General features: G+C 71.7%; 15 protein-coding genes. 7 read left to right on the top strand and 8 right to left on the bottom strand.

Features of this window, described 5'->3' with window-relative positions; all coding sequences use genetic code 11:
• Positions 1 to 63 precede the first annotated feature (63 nt).
• The 3 genes from IH68_RS0126595 to IH68_RS0126585 are packed head-to-tail and all read left to right on the top strand — an operon-like array spanning position 64 to position 2434.
• Entirely contained in the window at positions 64 to 1200 is a 1137-nt protein-coding gene (locus IH68_RS0126595) for an SPFH domain-containing protein (RefSeq protein ID WP_030939731.1), read from the top strand.
• Positions 1197 to 1535 (top strand): hypothetical protein, encoded by a 339-nt coding sequence (locus IH68_RS0126590; protein WP_030939729.1) that lies wholly within the window; start codon positions 1197 to 1199, stop codon positions 1533 to 1535. The genes IH68_RS0126595 and IH68_RS0126590 overlap by 4 nt, the downstream gene beginning before the upstream one ends.
• Entirely contained in the window at positions 1532 to 2434 is a 903-nt protein-coding gene (locus IH68_RS0126585) for an NAD(+)/NADH kinase (protein WP_030939728.1), read from the top strand. The genes IH68_RS0126590 and IH68_RS0126585 overlap by 4 nt, the downstream gene beginning before the upstream one ends.
• Here the strand turns inward: IH68_RS0126585 and IH68_RS0126580 are convergent.
• The 5 genes from IH68_RS0126580 to IH68_RS0126560 all read right to left on the bottom strand — a co-directional run bounded on the left by IH68_RS0126580 (position 2414) and on the right by IH68_RS0126560 (position 7910).
• Positions 2414 to 2908, bottom strand: coding sequence for a hypothetical protein (locus IH68_RS0126580; RefSeq protein WP_030939726.1), 495 nt, complete (start codon positions 2906 to 2908; stop codon positions 2414 to 2416). The genes IH68_RS0126585 and IH68_RS0126580 overlap by 21 nt on opposite strands.
• A gap of 3 nt (positions 2909 to 2911) precedes the next feature.
• Entirely contained in the window at positions 2912 to 3160 is a 249-nt protein-coding gene (locus tag IH68_RS0126575) for a hypothetical protein (protein WP_030939724.1), read from the bottom strand.
• Between the two features lie 106 nt (positions 3161 to 3266).
• Positions 3267 to 5825, bottom strand: coding sequence for a polynucleotide kinase-phosphatase (locus IH68_RS0126570; RefSeq protein WP_030939722.1), 2559 nt, complete (start codon positions 5823 to 5825; stop codon positions 3267 to 3269).
• A complete protein-coding gene (locus IH68_RS0126565) occupies positions 5822 to 7294 on the bottom strand; it encodes a 3' terminal RNA ribose 2'-O-methyltransferase Hen1 (RefSeq protein ID WP_030939720.1) in 1473 nt (490 codons plus the stop codon). Before IH68_RS0126565 ends, IH68_RS0126570 begins: the two co-directional genes overlap by 4 nt.
• A gap of 355 nt (positions 7295 to 7649) precedes the next feature.
• Positions 7650 to 7910 carry a hypothetical protein gene (locus IH68_RS0126560; protein WP_030939717.1) on the bottom strand — a complete coding sequence of 87 codons (261 nt, stop codon included), beginning with the start codon at positions 7908 to 7910 and terminating at the stop codon, positions 7650 to 7652.
• Positions 7911 to 8375: 465 nt separating this feature from the next.
• Here IH68_RS0126560 and IH68_RS56495 point away from each other — a divergent pair, with 465 nt between their 5' ends.
• The 3 genes from IH68_RS56495 to IH68_RS0126540 all read left to right on the top strand — a co-directional run bounded on the left by IH68_RS56495 (position 8376) and on the right by IH68_RS0126540 (position 12370).
• Positions 8376 to 8516 carry a hypothetical protein gene (locus IH68_RS56495; protein WP_159403726.1) on the top strand — a complete coding sequence of 47 codons (141 nt, stop codon included), beginning with the start codon at positions 8376 to 8378 and terminating at the stop codon, positions 8514 to 8516.
• A 17-nt stretch (positions 8517 to 8533) separates the two neighbouring features.
• On the top strand, positions 8534 to 8821 hold the full coding sequence (locus tag IH68_RS0126545) for a hypothetical protein (protein WP_030939715.1): 288 nt from the start codon (positions 8534 to 8536) through the stop codon (positions 8819 to 8821).
• Positions 8822 to 9058: 237 nt separating this feature from the next.
• Positions 9059 to 12370: an AfsR/SARP family transcriptional regulator gene (locus tag IH68_RS0126540; protein WP_267883742.1), complete on the top strand. Its 3312-nt coding sequence runs from the start codon at positions 9059 to 9061 to the stop codon at positions 12368 to 12370.
• On the opposite strand, the gene IH68_RS0126535 is transcribed toward IH68_RS0126540, so the two are convergent.
• Genes IH68_RS0126535 through IH68_RS50170 form a run of 3 tightly spaced genes read right to left on the bottom strand, consistent with a single transcriptional unit; the run spans position 12357 to position 17701 of the window.
• Positions 12357 to 15053 carry a M56 family metallopeptidase gene (locus tag IH68_RS0126535; RefSeq protein ID WP_030939711.1) on the bottom strand — a complete coding sequence of 899 codons (2697 nt, stop codon included), beginning with the start codon at positions 15051 to 15053 and terminating at the stop codon, positions 12357 to 12359. The genes IH68_RS0126540 and IH68_RS0126535 overlap by 14 nt on opposite strands.
• Positions 15050 to 15568 (bottom strand): hypothetical protein, encoded by a 519-nt coding sequence (locus IH68_RS51875; RefSeq protein WP_063763548.1) that lies wholly within the window; start codon positions 15566 to 15568, stop codon positions 15050 to 15052. The genes IH68_RS0126535 and IH68_RS51875 overlap by 4 nt, the downstream gene beginning before the upstream one ends.
• A gap of 15 nt (positions 15569 to 15583) precedes the next feature.
• Positions 15584 to 17701 carry a serine/threonine-protein kinase gene (locus IH68_RS50170; RefSeq protein WP_051833745.1) on the bottom strand — a complete coding sequence of 706 codons (2118 nt, stop codon included), beginning with the start codon at positions 17699 to 17701 and terminating at the stop codon, positions 15584 to 15586.
• A gap of 438 nt (positions 17702 to 18139) precedes the next feature.
• Between IH68_RS50170 and IH68_RS56490 the strand changes: the two genes are divergently transcribed.
• Entirely contained in the window at positions 18140 to 18310 is a 171-nt protein-coding gene (locus IH68_RS56490) for a hypothetical protein (protein ID WP_159403725.1), read from the top strand.
• Positions 18311 to 18331: the final 21 nt, after the last annotated feature.

Raw genomic sequence — 18331 nt, 5'->3', positions numbered from 1 at the left:
GTCCTCTTGACGATAAAGGGTCGCGACGATTATCGTCGAACGGACGAGAACCGAGGGGGTTCGATGGCCGACATCACACGGCGTCTGGGCTGGCGCCATCTGCGCGGGGCACCGACGGCGCACATCCGGCACCACCGCGCCGGGAAGCTGCTGCACGACGGCCCGGGGCTCAGCTTCTGGTTCCGTGCGCTGACCGCGGCGCTCTCCGAAGTGCCGGTCGACGACCGGGAGTTGGCGATGACCTTCCATGCCCGTACGTCCGACTTCCAGGACGTGGCGGTGCAGGCGACCGTGACGTACCGGATCAGCGACCCGGGGCTCGCCGCGGCCCGGCTGGACTTCTCCGTCGACCCGGACACGGGGGTGTGGCGGGGTGCCCCGCTGGAACAGCTGGGCACGCTGCTGACGGAGACGGCACAGCAGCATGCGCTGGATGTCCTTGCCCGTACGTCACTGTCCTCGGCGCTGGTCGACGGCGTGGCGGCGGTGCGGGAGCGGGTCGCGGCGGGGCTCGGCGCCGAGCCGCGGCTGCCTGCGACCGGCATCGAGGTGGTCGCCGTCCGTGTGGTCGCGCTGCGTCCCGAGCCGGAGGTGGAGCGGGCCCTGCGCACACCGGCCCGCGAGCAGATCCAGCAGGAGGCCGACCGGGCGACGTACGAGCGGCGGGCCGTGGCCGTCGAGCGGGAGCGGGCGATCGCCGAGAACGAGCTGGCCAGCCAGATCGAACTCGCCCGCCGCGAGGAGCAGTTGGTCGAGCAGCGCGGTACGAACGCCCGGCGGGAGGCCGAGGAGCACGCGGCGGCGGATGCGGTACGGGCCGAGGCGGAGGCCGCGCGGACGGTGAAGCTGGCGGAGGCGGAGGCCACGCGGTCCGTGCAGCTCTCGGACGCCGAGGCGCGGCGTACCGAGCGGCTGGCGGAGGCGGAGGCGGCGCGGACGGTGCGGATGGCCGATGCCGAGGCGGCTCGGTCCGTCCGGCTCGCGCGGGCGGAGGCCGAAGGGGCACGTGAGGTGGGGGACGCGCGGGCTCAGACGCAGGCGGCCTGGCTGCGGGTGCATGCAGAGGTGGACGTGGCGACCCTGCACGCCCTCGCCGGAACCCGGCTGGCGGAGAACCTCCCGAACATCGACAGCGTGACCATCTCGCCGGACGTGCTGACGGGGTTGTTGGCCAAGCTGGGCGTGCAGGAGCGGGCATGAAGGCGGAATCCGGCCAGACCGGACTCCCCGACACGAAGGCGATCGGCCTGCCATCGGCCCGCCCGGCCGAACTCCGCAGCACCAGCCCCAACGCCAAGCAACCGCCGTCCCCCCTCGCACCGACGACAGCCGCTCGCCCGCCCCGCCAACAGAGAGCGAGCGCGCACGCGGCAGCCCGACAGACCGGACTCCCCGGAGCGAGGGAGGTCGGCCTGCCGTCCGCCGGCCCGGCCGAGCTCCGCGGCGCGGGACCGAGTGCCGGGCAGCCGCTGTCCGTCTTCGTACTGACGGGGGCGCTCGCCCGGTCCGTCCTCTTCGCGGAGCGCGCCGCGTGAGCCTCGCCCCGCGGGTCGTCCTCGTCCATCGCACCACGGAGTACGAGGAACTGGTGGCCCACCACGGTACGCACGGGCAGGCCGCCTTCTTCCTCTCCTCCAGGGGCCGGGACATCGCGGAGGTCGCCGAGCGGCACCGCCGCACCCGGCGTGCGCTCGCCGAGGTGACCTCCGCGATTCCGCTGACCTGGCGTCAGACATTGGTCGAACGGGGTGACTTGGACCGCTTCCTGTTCGCACCGGAGGACGTCGTGGTGGTCGTCGGGCAGGACGGGCTGGTGGCGAATGTCGCCAAGTACCTCGCGGGGCAGCCGGTGGTGGGCATCGACACGGACCCCGGGCGCAACCCGGGCGTCCTGGTGCGGCACCGGCCCGGGGACGCGGCGGCGCTGCTCCCGGCGGTCCGCACGAGCGCCGTGGACGAACTCACCATGGTCGAGGCCGTCGCCGACGACACACAGCGGATCGTCGCGCTCAACGAGATCTACCTGGGCGCCGCCGGACATCAGACGGCCAGGTACCGCCTGGGCCTCGAGGGCGACGGGGGTGTCGTCGAGGCCCAGGCTTCGTCCGGGGTGCTGGTGGGGACGGGGACCGGCGCGACCGGATGGATCCGGTCGGTGTGGCAGGAGCGGGGCGCCGCCCTGACCGCCCTGTCGCTGCCCCGCCCGACCGACGACCGGCTGCTGTGGTTCGTACGGGAGGCGTGGCCGTCACCGGCCACCGGGACATCGCTGGTCGCAGGCGAGCTCGCGGCCTCGGCCCGTCTCACTCTCACCGTCGAGTCCGAGCGGCTGATCGCCTTCGGGGACGGGATGGAGGGGGACGCGCTGCAGCTGACGTGGGGGCAGTCGGTGCGGGTGGGCGTGGCGGGGACGTCACTGCGCCTGGTCGGGTAGCGGGTGCTCCCGCACTCGCACCGGCGCCCACAGCGTCGCACCGGATGCCAGCGCGATCGCCGCTGCCGCGACCGGCACCGGTACGTTCCCCAGCGCCGCCGCCAGCGCCCCGCCGCCCAGCGCGCCGACCGGCACCGTCGCCAGGAGCGCCGCCTGGTTGAAGCCCGCGACGCGGCCCTGTATCCCGGCCGGCGCGATCAATTGCTGGAGGGAGGTGGCCAGGACCAGCAGACGGCGCAGGCGTACGCGGTCGACCAGCATTCCGGCGACGGGGCTCAGTACCGCGCCGGGCAGATAGGTCAGCGCGAGGATCACGGAGGCGGCGACCGGCCCGGCGTCCAGGACCGTCACGGCGAGCAGGGTCAGGGCGAGCGCGGTGATCTGGCGGCCGACGGAGCCTGCCGTCTGTTCCGCGCAGAGCAGGACGAAGGGGCGATGGCGTCGCAGGGGACTGGCCTCGGGCGGGGCGGTCACCCGTCAGATTCCGGTGCAGGGCACGGGCCAGCTCCGGAGACGGGGTGGCAGGGCGACCGCCCGGCCGTCGGCGAGCAGGGCCAGCCCTTCGTCCGCCAGCAGTTTCGCCGCTTGCAGCTGTCTGTCGCTCAACTCGGCGAGCGGTGTGGGTTCCTGAAGGATGTCGAAGGTGGCGAGCGGCCGTTTCTCCACGATGCGCGGCTGCCGGGTGGTTTTCTCTTCCTCCCGCACCACTACCTTCTTGATCTCCACGCCTGCCCCGCCCTCCCCTGACTCGCAAGGTTGTTCAAGTTGGGCGGGGCTATGTGTGTGACACAAGATTTCCATGGAGCTTGTGTGAACACGGCTCACGATTGGCTCAAAGCCGCGGGTCCACCGGCTCCGACTCCAGCGCCAGCACCCCGAACACGGCCTCGTGCACCCGCCACAGCGGCTCCCCCTCCGCCAGCCGGTCCAGGGCCTCCAGGCCCAGGGCGTACTCGCGGATCGCCAGCGACCGCTTGTGGTTCAGGAAGCGGCTGCGCAGCCGGACGAGGTTGTCGGGGCGCGTGTACTCCGGACCGTAGATGATCCGCAGGTACTCGCGGCCCCGGCACTTGATGCCGGGCTGCACGAGCCGTCCCTCCGCGCTGCGCACCAGCGCGCCGAGCGGCTTGACGACCATGCCCTCGCCGCCGCGGCCGGTCATCTCCAGCCACCAGTCGACGCCGGCCTGCACCGACTCCGGGTCACCGGTGTCGACGTAGAGCCGTCGGGTGGTCTGCAGCAGGCCGCTGCCGTCGTGCTCGACGAGCCGGTCGAGCAGGGTGAGCTGCTCGTCGTGCGGGAGCGCGGCGAGGCTGCGGCCCTGTACGGCCAGGATCTGGAAGGGGGCGAGTCGTACGCCGTCCAGCCCCTCCGTCGCCCAGCAGTAGCGGCGGTACGCCTCCGTGAACGCGGCCGCGTTCGAGGCGCGTTCACGCTGGCGGCCCAACAGGTCGGCCACGTCGACGCCCCGGGACGCGGCACCCTCCAGCGCGGCGAGCGCACCCGGGAACACCGCGCCGGAGGCGGCGCCGACGGCCGCGTACTGGGACCGCAGAAGCCCGGCGGCCTTCAGCGACCACGGCATCAGCTCGGCGTCCAGCAGGAGCCAGTCCGTCTCGAGCTCGTCCCAGAGACCGGCTTCGCCGACGGTCGTCCGTACCCGCCCGAGGATCTCCTCCGTCACCGACTCGTCGTCGAAGAACGGCCGTCCGGTACGGGTGTACAGCGCCCCCGTCGGACCCTCGACGCCGAACCGCTTGCGCGCCGCCTCCGCGTCCCGGCACACCAGGGCCACCGCCCGCGAGCCCATGTGCTTCTCCTCGCACACGACCCGCGCGACCCCGTCGGCCGCGTACTGCGCGAAGGCCTCGACCGGGTGCTCCAGGTAGCCGTCGACATGCGAGGTGGCCGTCGGCGCCATGGTCGGCGGGAGGTACGGCAGCAGCCGCGGGTCGACCGCGAAGCGGCTCATGACCTCCAGGGCCGCCGCCGCGTTCTCCTCACGGACGGACACCCGGCCCGCGTGCCGTGTCTCCACCACCCGGCGGCCGTGCACGTCGTTCAGGTCGAGCGGCCGGCCGTCGTGACCGCCGGGCGCCTCGGTGCGCAGCGGCTTGGTCGGCTCGTACCAGACCTGCTCGGCCGGTACGTCGACCAGCTCACGCTCCGGCCAGCGCAACGCGGTGAGCTTGCCGCCGAAGACGGCGCCGGTGTCCAGGCAGATGGTGTTGTTGAGCCAGGTGGCCTCGGGTACGGGTGTGTGGCCGTAGACGACCGCGGCCCGGCCCCGGTAGTCCTCCGCCCACGGGTAGCGCACGGGCAGCCCGAACTCGTCGGTCTCGCCGGTGGTGTCGCCGTACAGGGCGTGCGAGCGGACCCGGCCGGAGGTGCGGCCGTGGTACTTCTCGGGCAGACCGGCGTGGCAGACCACCAGCCGGCCGCCGTCGAGGACGTAGTGGCTGACCAGTCCGTCGATGAACTCCCGTACCCGAGCGCGGAACTCGTCGCTCTCGCCCTCCATCTGCTCGATGGTCTCGGCGAGGCCGTGGGTGTGCTGGACCTTGCGGCCCTTGAGATACCGCCCGTACTTGTTCTCGTGGTTGCCGGGTACGCACAGCGCGTTGCCGGACTCGACCATCGACATGACGCGGCGCAGCACGCCGGGGCTGTCCGGGCCGCGGTCGACGAGGTCGCCGACGAAGACGGCCGTACGGCCCTCGGCGTGGACGCCGTCGACGTAGCCCAGCTTGCCGAGCAGCGACTCCAGTTCGGAGGCGCAGCCGTGGATGTCGCCGATGATGTCGAAGGGGCCGGTGAGGTGGGTCAGGTCGTTGAAGCGCTTCTCGGTGACGACGGAGGCGTTCTCGATGTCCTCCACCCCGCGCAGGACGTGGACCTTGCGGAAGCCCTCGCGCTCCAAGCGCCTTATGGATCGGCGCAGTTCGCGGATGTGGCGCTGGATCACGCGGCGCGGCATGTCGGCCCGGTCGGTGCGGGCCGCGTTGCGCTCGGCGCACACCTCCTCCGGTACGTCCAGCACGATCGCGATGGGCAGCACGTCGTACTGCTTGGCCAGGTCGATCAGCTGACGGCGCGAGTCCTGCTGCACGCTGGTGGCGTCGACGACGGTGCGGCGGCCGGCCGCCAGGCGCTTGCCGGCGATGTAGTGCAGGACGTCGAAGGCGTCCTTCGTCGCGCTCTGGTCGTTCTCGTCGTCGGAGACCAGGCCCCGGCAGAAGTCGGAGGAGATCACCTCGGTCGGCTTGAAGTGCCGGCGGGCGAAGGTGGACTTGCCGGAGCCGGAGGCGCCGACGAGGACGACGAGGGAGAGGTCGGTGACGGGGAGGACCCGTCCCCTGCGCTCCACTGCCTTCTCTGTTGTCTCGGTCATGCTGCCTTCGCCTCCTTCTCGGTCGCGTTGCTGTTCATGGTGAAGACGGCCATCTGGGTGGGCGGTCCGACCTCCGGGTCGTCCGGCCCGACCGCCACGAACTCCACGCCGTAGCCGTGCCGTTCGGCCACCGTGTGCGCCCAGGTGCGGAACTCCTCGCGGGTCCATTCGAAGCGGTGGTCGCCGTGCCGGACGTGGCCTGCCGGGAGGGACTCCCAGCGGACGTTGTACTCGACGTTCGGGGTGGTCACGAGGACCGTGCGGGGGCGGGCCGCGCCGAACACCGCGTACTCCAGGGCGGGCAGCCGCGGCAGGTCGAGGTGCTCGACGACCTCGCTGAGCACGGCGGCGTCGTACCCCTTGAGCCGGTTGTCGGTGTAGGCGAGCGAGCCCTGGAAGAGCTTGACGCGCGAGGCCTGCCGCTCCCCCATGCGGTCCAGCTTGAGCCGCCGGGAGGCGATGGTCAGGGCGCGCATCGACACGTCGACGCCGACGATCTCGGTGAACCGCGGGTCCTTGAGCAGCGCCTGCACCAACTGGCCCTGTCCGCAGCCGAGATCGAGCACCCGGGCGGCACCGGACGCGCTGAGCGCGGCGATGATCGCGTCGCGCCGCTGGACGGCGAGCGGGGTCGGCTTCTCCTCCGTCTCGGTCTCCGCCCCGACGGCGTTGTCGATGTCCTCGACCTCGCTGTCGTCCGCCTCCGCGAGCCGCACCAGCTCCAGCCGCTCCATCGCCTCACGCGTCAGCGACCAGCGGCGCGAGAGATAACGGCTGGTGATCAGCTTCTGCTCCGGGTGGTCGGGCAGCCAGCCCTCACCGGCCCGCAGCAGCTTGTCGACCTCGTCGGACGCCACCCAGTAGTGCTTGGCGTCGTCGAGGACCGGCAGCAGGACGTAGAGGTGGCGCAGGGCCTCGGCGAGGGTGCGGTCCTCGCCCTCCAGGACGAGCCGCACGTACCGCGAGTCGCCCCACTCGGGGAACTCGGTGTCCAGTGCCACCGGTTCGACGGTGACCGTCCAGCCCAGCGGCTCGAAGAGATGTCTCACGAGCTCCGGGCCGCCGCGGGCGGGCAGCGCGGGCACCTCGATGCGCAGGGGCAGCGGCTGCGCGGCGCGCTCGGGGCGGGCGTTGCACACGCCTCTCATGGCGCTGGAGAAGACAGCGCTCAGCGCCACCGCGAGCAGCGAGGAGGCCGCGTACGGGCGGTCGTTGACGTACTGCGCGAGTGCCGCGTCGGGGGCACCGCCGCGTCCCTTGCCCTTCCCCCGCCGCACCAGCGCCACCGCGTCGACCTCCAGCAGCAGCGCCGCCGTGCAGCGCCGGGCATCGGCCTCGGGGTAGAGGACGTGCGCCGTGCCGTAGGAGGTGGAGAACGCCTGCGCCTTCTCCGGGTGCTTGTGCAGCAGGAAGCCGAGGTCGGTGGCGGGGCGTTCGGGTGTGCCGGTGGTGGTGATGGTCAGGAACATTATGAGGAAACCTCGAAACGGGTTCTGAGCTGCGACTAACCGCCGGGCCCTGCAGTGCGGTGCACATCGGGTGCACACCCGCAGGATGCTGATGAACCACAGCAATGGAAGATCGCGCCATTGTGATCACGGCTCCTGGACCCTTCTCAACACGGTAGCGACGCTGCGCTACGGTCAGTCGGCCACGGGAGCGCCGCTGGTTCGGCGCGCCCGTTGAACGTACATCGAATGCCTGGGACACACTCAGGATTTTTCGTTCGGTCACAGTCGCTCGGCACAGAGTCGGCCCGGTCGGCGAGCCGCAGACCGTACTTGTCCTCGGTGAGGGAGGGCGCGGGACGGGACGTCAGCCGTTTCAGTCCAGAAAGCTGCCCGGAATCCCGGCGATCGCGCTCGGCGCGTCAGCGCCGTACGCGACCACCATGGACTGGCCGATCGCCACGTCGGCCGGGTCGGCCCAGCCGGCCCAGGTGAGCCCGGCGTCCGGGCCCGGGATCGAGCGGAAGGGGTTGCACGAGCCCCAGGTGCCGAGTGCCTCTGCGAGGAGTTCCCCATTCCGGCGCAGCTGCGTCCTGCGCAGACCGGTGGGTCTGAGTTCGTAGGTGCGGTCGCCCACCAGGGCGGTACGGCTCCGGGCCTTGCGGCGCGGGTACCAGCCGTTGCGGTCGGTGAGCCGGGGCGCCGAGGCGCCATACGGTAGTTCGACAGGGGCACCTTGCGGCGCCGGGTGAAGAAGGTCACCGCGGAAGGCTGGGCCAACGGCGGTGGGAGTCAGGCACAAGCCCCGCACTCCCGCTACGGCCGCAAAGGATAGGCTTGCTGGTCATGGGCATGATCCGCAGGCTGCCGGGCGTGACGCCCGAGGACATCGAACGACTGCGTGGGCAGCGCCTCGCCGAGCATGCCGCGCGCGTCTCGGCGTTCCTCGCACCTGGCGAAACCCTCGTCGGCACCGCCCAGGCCCACCTGGTCGGCGCCCCCACACCCCCGTACCGGCTCATCCCCCGCCTGCCGCCACTCGCATCCGCGCCGGCCGAGCAGGCCGAGGCATCGGGCCTCCCGTGCCGCGGGCTGGGCGTACGTGGCTGCGCACCCCTTCCAGGCCGCCGGACAGGTCCTCACGGACGCGGTCGCCGATGCCCTGTGGTACGTGCCCGACAAGGTCATCGACCACCTGGTGTCGACCGGCGCGCCGACTGGTCGACCACCGCCGCGCGGCTAATTCTGCTGGCCCTCGCGGTGCGGCAACTGGACCGCTACAGCGGCGACTTCGTCGTAGCGGCGAAGGACCGCAGGGTCCTCGTCTTCGGCCGTGCGTACAAGAGTCGTGAGCCGCTGTATCCGCTGCTCCAGTACGCCCCCGGTGAGATTGCGTCCGTGCGGATCGTCCCCACCGAGAAAAGCGCGAAGGGCCGGGTGGAGCCGCACGTCGCCCTGGTCTTCCACGACGGGTTGTCGGTCACCGCGGCCCCGGACGCCATCGCGGGCACGCGTTTCGCCGAGTTGCTGTCGCATCCGACGGACTGAGCGGGGGCGGGACGCACGGGTGGCTGGGCGACGCAGGCGGACGGCAGCCCGGCCACGACACCAGCACGGCATGCGTCCAGTCCGGCTCCCCCGACCCGGCGAGGTCAGCACGCCCTTAAGCCGCTGCATGGAAGCCTTCGCACCGTAGCGCTCCCGCGAACCCCCTGTGGTTGTGCGGGTTGTGCGATGTTCCATCCCTCACCATGGCCGGGGTGCTGCAATGCTGATGGAATTCCGATGATCTACGGGGGTGGCGGCTTGGCTGTGGACGGGGGATCTCCTGAGCTGCTTCGATTCGAGGTTCTCGGGCCGTTACGGGCCTGGCGCGGCGCGGCGCCGGTGGAGCTGGGGCCGGTCAAACGGCAGGCCGTGCTGGCCGCGCTGCTGCTGAGCCGCGGGGTCGTGGTCAGTCATGAGAGGCTGCTCGACGCGGTGTGGGGCCCTGAGCCGCCCGCCGGCGGAGTGAGGGTGTTACCCACGCACGTCAACTCCCTTCGCAGGACGCTCGATCCGGACGGCACTCCGCCCGCGAAGTCGGTGATCCGCAGCGGCAAGGGCTGGTACCGCTTCGTTGTCGACGGCGTCGGGATCGACACGGCGGAGCTGGAGGAGAGGGGCCGTGCGGCGCTGCGCACCGCCGCGTCCGGAGATCTGACCGCCGCTGCGGACCAACTGGCGGACACAATTGGACTGTTCCGGGGCGAGCCGCTGGCCAACCTGCCGGGACCGTTCGCGCGGGCCGAGCGGCAGCGGCTGGAGGAACAGCGGCGGACGCTCCGGCTGGAGTGGCTCAAGTGCCTTGTCCTGCTGGGCCGGTTCGGCGATGCCCTCGACGGCCTCGGCGGGCCGTCCGCGTCGGTGGCCGACCTGTACGACGAGTCGCTGACGGCGTTGCGCATCCGGGCCCTGTACGCGCGTGGACGCCAGGCGGAGGCGCTCACGGCCTACGAGGACCTGCGCCTGCGCCTGCGCGACGAGCTCGGCGCCGATCCCGGTGAGGAACTGCGCCGGGTGCATGAGGCGTTGCTGCTCCAGGATGACGCCTTCCTGCTGCCGCCCACTCCGGCGCCCGCACCGCGAGAGGCCGCCGTCCCCGCCGAACTCCCGCACGACGCCCCGGGTTTCGCCGGACGTGCCGACGAACTCACCAGGCTCCACGCCCTGCTGACGCCCGAGCCGGAGCACGAGGGCTCGGCGAACACCGTCGTCATCTCCGCCATCGGCGGCGCCGCCGGCATCGGCAAGACGGCGCTGGCCGTGCACTGGGCCCACCAGGTCCGCGACCGCTTCCCGGACGGCCAGCTCTACGTCAACCTGCACGGCTTCGACCACGACCGCCGCCCCCTCGAACCGCGCGAGGCCCTCGAACTGCTGCTGACCGGCCTGGGCCTTGCCGCCTCGGAGATCCCCCCGGACCACGAGGCCCAGGCCCGCGTCTTCCGCACCCTGCTGGCCGGCCGGCGGGTCCTCGTCCTCCTGGACAACGCGGCCTCGGCCGATCAGGTGCGACCACTGCTCCCCGCCGCCCCTACCTGCTGCGTCCTCGTCACCAGCCGCAACCGCCTCGGCGGCCTCGTCGCCCGCGACGGCGCCCGCGCCCTGCCCCTGGACCTCCTCCAGCCGGACGCGGCCCGTGCCCTGCTCAGTGGGACCCTCGGCGCCCACCGGGTCGACGAGGACAAACCCGCGGTCGACGCACTGATCCGACTGTGCGGCAGCCTCCCTCTGGCCCTGCGCGTGGCCGCCGCGAGGCTGGCGGGTGATCCGGCGCTGCGGACGGCGGACCTCGTCGCAGAGATGGCTGAGGGCAACCGGCTGGACGCGCTGGAGCCGGACGACGACGTCGGCTCTCCGCTGCGTACGGCCTTCTCGGTGTCGTACGGTGCCCTGGCGCCCGGCGCGCGACGGCTCTTCCGGCTGCTCGGCCTGTTCCCGGGAGCGGATTTCACCGCCGAGGCCGCGGCGGCCTTCCTGGACACCCCGCTGTCGCAGGCCCGCCGGCTGCTCGGCGCGCTGGCCGCGGCGCATCTGATCGAGCCGGTGACGGCGGGCCGCTACCGGTTCCACGACCTCCTTCGCGAGTACGCCGGGGAGCGGGCGTTGGTGGAGGAGACGGCGGTGGAGCGCGAGGCAGCGCTGGAACGGCTGCTGCTCTGGTATCTGCACGCCGCTCGCGCCACTGCGGGGACCGGCCTGTTCCCGGAGTTACCCGGCGGCCTGCGGCCCGGCGAGCATCCGGGCCTACCGTCGGCCGCGGAGCGCGGACAATGGCTGGACGCGGAACGGGCGAACCTCCTCGCCGTCATCGACCACGCCGGCCGGAACGGCCCTCGCCCCGTGGCCTGGTACCTGACCTCCGCGCTGTTCAACCAGTTCTGGATTCATCTGTCCCGGACGACCTGGCAGACCATCGCGCAGACGGCGCTGGAGGCGGCCGAGGCCGAAGGCGACCTGTTCGGCCAGTCCGCAATGCACTCCAGCCTCTCGGCGCCCCGCTGGGACCGGGGGCATGTCCGCCAGGCGATGGAGCACGCCACCCGCGCGCTGGACATCAGCCGGGAGCTCGGCTGGGTGGCGGGCGAGGCGTCGGCTCTCGGCCTCAGGGCCTTCTCGAAGTGGAGCATGGCGCGCCTCGGCAGCGCGTACGACGACCTCACCACCGGGCTGCGCCTCTTCCGGGCGGTCGGCAATCCCCACTTCGACGGGTTCGGGCTGGTCGGCCTCGGTATGGCCTGCCGGGACCTGGGCAGGCTGCACGAGGCCGCCGGTCACCTGGAGAGTGCGCTCGACCTCGACGAGGAGCACACCCGCTGGGACGACGGCCCGGCCCTCCAGGTGCTGGGCGGGGTGTACTGGGAACTCGGCCGTCTCACCGACGGGCTCGACCTCCTGGGCCCGGCGGCCATCTCGGACAAGAGGGCCGGTTACCGCGACGGCCGCATGATGATGCTCAACATCCTCGCGAAGATCAGTGTCGAACTCGGCCGCCACGAGGAGGGGCTGGAACAGGCCGAGCGAACTCTGGCCATGGTCGGGGACACGAAGCGGTACTGGATCATGCCCGGCATCCTCAACACGGTCGCCGCCGCCCACCGGGGACTGGCGCGTCCGGACCGGGCCCTCAGGGCCGACCAGGAGGCCCTCGCCTTGGCCCGCGAGGCGGCCTTCAGCCGCGGCGAGGCCGACTCCCTCGTGAGCCTCGCCGTCACCCACCAGCACCTCGGCCGGCACGACGAGGCCCGCACCCACGCCGAACAGGCCCTGCGCCTGGCCCGCGCCCACTCCTTCCGCGTGGTGGAGGGCCAGGCCCTGACCGCCCTGGCCGGGACAGCCGAGTCCGAGCGGGACCACGCCACCGCTGCCGAACTCGCCGAGCAGGCGCTGACCGTCCATCGCGAGACCGGCCACCGCCTCGGCGAGGCCCGCACCCTCATGGCACTCGCCCGCATCCGGCGGAGAACCGACAGCACCGCCGCCGAACTGTTCAGCCGGCAGGCGCTGGCCGTCTTCGAGGACGTCGGAGTGCCCGAGGAGGTCACCCAGTCCTGAGTCTCATTCCGGCCGGCTTCGCCAGCTCGACCAGGTTGTCGAACAGGGCGGCCACTGGGTCCACTGGCGGATTCAACTCCGTGAGCACGGGGCGGAGTTCCTTCCAGTTGGTCACCGGGAGGGCGCCGAGACAGTCCTGCGCGGAGGTACGGCTGCTGGTCAGGACGCCGGACCAGACGGACTGCTCGGCGGAGGCGGGGATCGGGAAGTAGGCCTCGGCCCGGTCGATCGTGCGGAGCAGGTCCGTGCAGCCGCGTCTGATCGCCGTACCGTCGACGCTGCCGTCCCGATTGACGCTGCGGTCGATGTCCGCCAGCGCCCGTTCATAGTCGCCCATGAGATCCGCCCCGCCGAAGTACCCCCAGGCCCAGATCTGCATGCCGAGCCGCCGGCTCGACACCGGGTCCCTCTGAAGCCGTGTGATGAAGGGGTCGAAGCCGGCCCGGTCCGAGCGCCCGCCCGAAGCCCGCACGTCGGCGTAGGTGGCCGCGCAGAGGCTCGCCAGCACCCCGCAGGCCGCGACGGTGCCGATGAGGCGGAGGTCGCGCCGCCGCGGGGAGCGCTGGCGATCGAGAACGCGACGGCCGCGCAGGGAAAGCTTGACGGCGACGGCGACCGGGAGTGCCGCCGCCACGGTGGCCATCCCGGCGACCGCGAGGAGTTCGGGTAGGAAGAAGGTGAGTACCTGCCAGTCGCCGTCGGCGGCGATCTCGCATCCGGAGCGCACGATGTTCAGCGGCCCAACGCAGCCGTCGGTCCCGTTGACCACGAGCAGCACGGCCAGCCCGATCGCCATGGCGGAGCCCGCCGCGGCCGTCGTCGCCGCCGCGTCCCCGCGGCTCACCCACACGGCGGCCAGCGCGGCGCCGACGGCACCGCACAGGAGGATCGCGAAGAGCCAGCCGGTGTAGACGGTCACGCTCGGGACGAACGGCTGACGATCGTGCCAGATCCACACCTGGGCGCGGTGCGTGACAGCGATGACGCCGACACCCGCCGCGGCACCGAAGAGCAGACCGCACGCCGTACCGGCCGACCGCGGACGCCGGGCGAGACCGGCCAGCGGAACGATCCACAGGCCGGCCGTCAGCCACATGCCCCACCCGTGGCTCGCCAGAGACACGACGACCACCGTCAGGACCGCGATGACGTGCGAGGTGGTCGACGGCGTCAGTCTGTCCGCAGGCGCGAAGCCGTCGTTGAGGAACGCGAGCGCCGAGGACGCCGAGTAGGGCATGCCGCCGCTGAAGGTCGTGCCGACGGCCTGCCACGAGCCGTGCCACCAGGCGAACGCCAGGCACGTGACGGCGAGCGTCACCGCCCCGGCCGACGAGCGCCAGCCGGACGGCAGGCCGGCGAACAGCGCGGCACATCCGGCCGTCCACCACAGGACCGCCGCGGGCACGACGAGCAGCAACAGCAGCAGAAACGCCTCGGGGAACTCGGGCGCCCACTGGTTCCCCAGGAACTGACTGACGGCGAGCTCGCCCCCGAACTGGCCGGCCCCCAGCCAGAGCCCCGCACGCAGCCCGGACGGCCTGGCCCCGCCCCCTCGGTCGTGCACCACGCCGCGCCATACGGCGATGCCCCCCACGGCGGTGGCTAGCGCGGCAGCGGGCCACACACCGGGATCGGCCAGCCAGGCCGGCAGGTAGTTGTTCAGGCCGGGCGTGAAAGTGATCAGGTAGCCGAGGAGCTGAACCGACACACCGGTCAGGACCATGGGCAGCGCCCCGAGCGCGACGGGTGCGGAGGCGTCCGCCAGCGCGGCGACCCGTACTTCCCAGTCGGGATGGGTGAGCAGGAGGGAGACGACCTTACGGCGCACCGGACGCCGTCCCTGGTGTCGGGTCCAGTAGCGCGCGTCGGCGCCCTGCGCGACCGCGTCGAGGTCGGCGTGGATCTCCCGGCTGCGCAGCACATCGGCTGTGGTCAGATACATCAGTACGACCATGAAGGCGGCCAGGACCAGGTTGCGCGCCAGGCCGGGTGCCGGGTCGGCTGTGATCAGCTTCCAGCCGTTCACCGCGACGAACGGAAGCAGCACCCCAATCAGGAACACCCGCCAGACCGCGACCGTCAGATAGGCGATGTCGACGTCTCGGTTGCGAATGTGCGCGAACTCGTGCAGCAGCGTCGCCTCGAACGCGCTGCGGTCCTCGTGGAAGAGCTTCACGAGACCGAGGTCCAGCCGGACGGTGTAGCGCCCCGGCCGCCCGAAGACGACCGCATTCGCACCGAACAACGTCTTCGGATCCATCACGAAGCGAGGGGCCCGGCGCAACGCGCTCGTGGCCGCCAGCTCGGTCAACCACTCGACGACATCGGCCTGTTGCAACGCCACCACCCGGGCGCGTCGCCCTTTCCAGCGGGGAATCAGCACATACAGCAGGACGGCGAGAAGCATCACGACGAGCGTGGCGATCAGCGGAAGCCAGAGCAGCTTCCACCGGCCGACGTAGTGGTCCACGCAGGCGTGGTAGGCGGGCGTAGCCTGGGCCAGAACGTTGGCCGGGTCGTTGCGTTCGCCGTTGAAGCCCGCGGCCAGCGCACAGCCCCCCAGAGTGTTGCGCGGATCGGTCAGTAAGGAGAGCAGATTGGAGAGCATGGACAGCGTGCCGGCGACGAACAGGACGACGAGAAGGACGAAACGCTGCGTGGTTCCCGCGCCGGTCGCCCTCACTCATCGCCTCCGGTCGGCAACTCGCTCTGCCCGCCGTCCGGTTGGGCCAGCGCCAGCCGCCGGACCACCGCGTCGGCGATCCGCTCCCCGCGCTCGCTCGACAGCCGTGCTTGCTGGGCCGCGGCGAGCACGGTCTGCTCGACGGTCTCCAGTTGTTCGCGCGTGAGCGAGGGGGCGCTGACGGGCACCGGGTCCCGGCGGCGGCCGAACGGCCAGCGCCGCACCAGCCTCGTCCGCGTCTCCTGTTCGGCGGCCGAGACGATACGGCGCACCGCCTCGTCCACGGCGATCCAGAGGACGGGGGTGAGCAGCGCGCCGGCGACCTCCAGGCCGAAACCCAGGGGTTCGTCCCGGCGGGGGCGCTCGGTCAGCCGCTTCAGCGCCACCGCGTCGTTGAGCCCGCGGAGCGCGTCGGCCATCGGCAGTTCCTCGGGGGCGAGCTTCGCGACGACGGCGTTGACGATGTCGTCCCGCAAGGCCCCTGGATTCGGGGTGAGTTCCCCTGGTGACGTCATGCTGGGATCTTCCCCTCAGTCGAAGGACTTGAGTTCCTGCTGCGCCTTGGCGACCAGCCGGTCGACCTCGGCGCTGCTCAGCGGGTGGACGACGAGATCGATGTCGTCCGCGTAATCCCAGAAACTGCTGTGCCCTGTGGCGTTGGCTCGCTCCTGACTCCGGGCCGAGGCTGCGTCGTAGGCGGCGCCGGCATCCGGGTTGTCGCAGGTCAGCTCGCCGGTGAGGGTCTTTCCGGTCAGTTCGTAGGGCTGACGGCCGCTGGTGCAGCCGCCCACTTGCTGACCGCCGGTGGAGATCGATCCGACGGTGAGTTCGATGTAGACCGTGTCCAGGGCGTAGGCCTTGGGGGCGGTGTTGTACACCGGTCCGGAGAACGACACATGGACGTGGCAGCCGGAGGAGCTGCAACGGACGCCGCTGGCCCCACCGTTCTGCTGCAGTATCTGGACCGACCCGCCGGTCGTCGCGTCGGCGAGGTCCTTCGTGTTCTTGATGACAGTGGCGTACAGCGGCCCGGCGTCGGTGACGGGGGTGATGTCCATGCCCCGGGAGTCGGCCAGCGGCGTCTTGGCCTCCACGGAGCGCGGCAGTTGGCCGTCCGAGGTGTACCCCTTCACCGCGTCGTGCACGGTCTCCACGCCCGGTGGCTCCCAGCGCAGCACGCGGTAGGGCGCGCGCTGGGTGACGTAGATGTACCCGTTCACCGTGTCCGCCTTCCAGGCGGGAGTGCCGTGGACGGTGACCGCTGCCGCCTTCTTGTCGCCTTCCTCCGGCAGACGGGGCTTCTCGCCCAGCGCCTTCTTCAGGGTGGCGGCCAGCTTGGCCGGGGTCAGATACGGCTTGAGGGCGGGGGCGGTGTTCTTCGCGTCGTCGACCGGATCGTACGTCCAGCCGCGGGTGACGGGGTCGTTCTTGAAGCTGGTGTAGTCACGGCCGCCGATGGTCATGAAGGCCTGGTCGCTCTTCCCCGAGGCGTCCTTCTTGCTGCCCATGTTTCCGTGCTTCTCACCGGTGGCGGTGACCGTGACATCGAAGTAGGTGAAGTACGTCTTCTGGTCCTGGTACCGGACTCCCGGCGACTTCGCGAGCGCGGCCAGCGCCTGGTCGAACGGCGCCCGCACCTCGGCCGGTTCGTCGCTTCCGCCGTCCATGAGCAGCGCGGCGACGATGATCACGACGACCGCGCCCGCCACGGCCGCGAGTACTTTCCTGCGCCGGGTGTCGAGGTGTGCCCACCCGGGCCCACGGGTCGCGGGCCCCGTTCCGGCGCCGGGGAGGGGGCTGGTCATCACGGCGGCCGCGTCCGTCAGGGCCAGCACGCCCTGCTCCAGCCAGCCGGGCCCGTACGCGGCAGCGGCGGCGGTCTCCAGGTCGGCCGCGAAGGCCCGGGCGTCGGAGTACCGCTTGCTCGGGTCCTTGGACATGGCGCGCTCCAGCACCGGCCGCAGCGGCTCCGGTACGTCGTTCAGCGGCGGCGGGGCGGACTGGTGCAGCGCGCGCAGCCCGTCTGTGCTGTCGGCGCGGAACGGGGCGACACCAGTCAGGCATTCGAGGAGTGTGACGGCCGCGGCGTAGGTGTCCGAGGCCGGTGTCGCGGGGCGCCCGTGCCACAGTTCCGGCGCCCGGTAGGCCGCGGTGCCCTCGGCGGCGTCCTCACCGGCCGGCACGGGGATGCCGATGTTGATCAGCTTGCCCTGCCGCGCGGCGTCGACGAGGACGTTGTCCGGCTTGACGTCCCGGTGCACCACACCCCGTTCGTGCAGGACGGCGAGGCCCAGCAGCGAACCGCGCAGCAGTGCCAGCGCGGCCTCGGGCAGCGGGCGGCGCGCGGTCAGCAGCGCGCGCAGAGTGGGGCCGTCCACGGCCTCCATGACCAGAGCGACATCCTCGCCGTCCGGCGAGTCGAGCACCGCGTCGATCCGTACGACGTTTGGGGCCCGTACCCCGGTCACGAGGGCCGCTTCCCGCCGGATGCGCTCGACGACCGCGTGGTCGTCGGTGAGCTGCGCGCAAAGGTACTTGATCGCGACCAGATCACCGGTCCCGTCGTCGCGGGCAAGCATTGTCCGCCCCGTCGTTCCGACGCCCAACTGCCGGATCTCGGTGAACCCGGGCACCAACCAGTTCGTCATCGAACCCTCGCCTCCCCCTCGTGAGCGCGCTGTGAGGAGGAAGGTAAGAGGGGCCGATGTAATTACGATGAAATGGGTCTCCCCTGAGGCAGGAGTGATGCGTGCTCGCTGCGCGACACGGTGCCGTGCGGTGGGGACGGATGAACGACGAAGGCTGCGACCATCCATGATCACGTAGACATCACTCGCATGATCCGGAAGGTCGCGCCCGGATGCCAACCTGCCCGCCTCCCGCCAACCTGCCGGTCAATACGGACCCGCTGGTGAGGAGTTGTGCACACCCGAGCGCCTGCCCTCGCCGCTGGAGGCGGTCCGTGGCGTCGCCGTGTGGCGGCGCTTCCCCGCCGACACCATCCTCATCTCGCCTACGCAGTACTCGCACCGGTCCGACTGTCCTCATCTCACCGAGGAGTTGGTGAAGGGCACCCGGGTGTCCCGGTGGCTCGCTTCTGCAATCGCACCGACCTGGCCTGCGACGCCACGACGCCCGTGGCCGCCTGCAACTTCGCCCTCACCGACACGCACCGGCTCTACTCACGCGACGGAAACGTCATGACCCAGACCATTGCCGAGGACGGCGCCGACGGGGTCTTCTGGTGCGAGCCCTGACCCGGCCTACCTCGCGGGACG

It is taken from the genome of Streptomyces sp. NRRL S-646 (genome assembly GCF_000720765.1).
Lineage (GTDB): Bacteria > Actinomycetota > Actinomycetes > Streptomycetales > Streptomycetaceae > Streptomyces.
Note: the sequence above shows the minus strand (reverse complement) of the source record. Positions and strands in the feature narration are given on the sequence as shown.